This is a genomic window from Vibrio sp. 378, from assembly GCF_033339435.1.
In genome coordinates this window covers 1-695 of record NZ_JAWOUO010000563.1, presented here as the reverse complement: position 1 = coordinate 695, position 695 = coordinate 1, and the positions used below count along the sequence as shown (strand labels likewise).

The window sequence follows — 695 nt, the reverse complement described above, 5'->3', positions numbered from 1 at the left end:
GGAAATGTATGGCTTTCGGTGATTTCGCTTTTTGCTTAATGACAAAACAGTATGGTTGGGGGAAGGGAAGGTTGAGGAGGACAAAAAAACCGAGCTTGGGGAGGCTCGGTTTTCAACATCTATCAGGTCAGAGTGACGATTATTGTTGCTTTGTTAGGTTGTAAAACGAAGCTAATTCGCCAGTTGCTTTCTCACCGTTCATGTCTAGCATCATAAGCATGTTCTCGCCTACGAAGTATTGGTTTGGTGCGTCTTCGTCGGTCAGCGTTACGATGCTGCCGTTTTCATCCCAAGTGAAGTGGCCTTCTGATTTGAACTTGCCATCTTCTTTGTCTTGGTAGTTTTGCTCAAGCACGTAGCTGCCATCTTGATTTAGCGTCAGAGTCACGTCGATGCCTGCGCAATCAGCACATGGTAGTGTGCCTTTGTAAACGCCATTCCAATCTAGCGCGTTTTTCGCGTTGTGCTCTGAGTCTACAAACGTTTCTGTGGTGATCACTTGTTCTTCTTCCACTGGTACTGCATCGACAGGCAGTTCAGTGTCAGTGACTTCCATTTCTACTGCTTGAGGAGCTTCAACTGCACTTGTTTCTACTGGCTTCTCGTCTTGACAGCCTGCAAGAATAATTACCGCACCAGTTAATGCCAACATTGTCTTTTTCATTTTATCCCTCTTTAAATCAAGATTTTGTATG

1 protein-coding gene is annotated in these 695 nt (G+C 44.9%); it reads right to left on the bottom strand.

The annotated features are described in order from the left end of the window. Window positions 1-139 precede the first annotated feature (139 nt). Window positions 140-664, bottom strand: coding sequence for a copper resistance protein NlpE (locus R7Q48_RS27555; RefSeq protein WP_020834930.1), 525 nt, complete (start codon window positions 662-664; stop codon window positions 140-142). Window positions 665-695 lie beyond the last annotated feature (31 nt).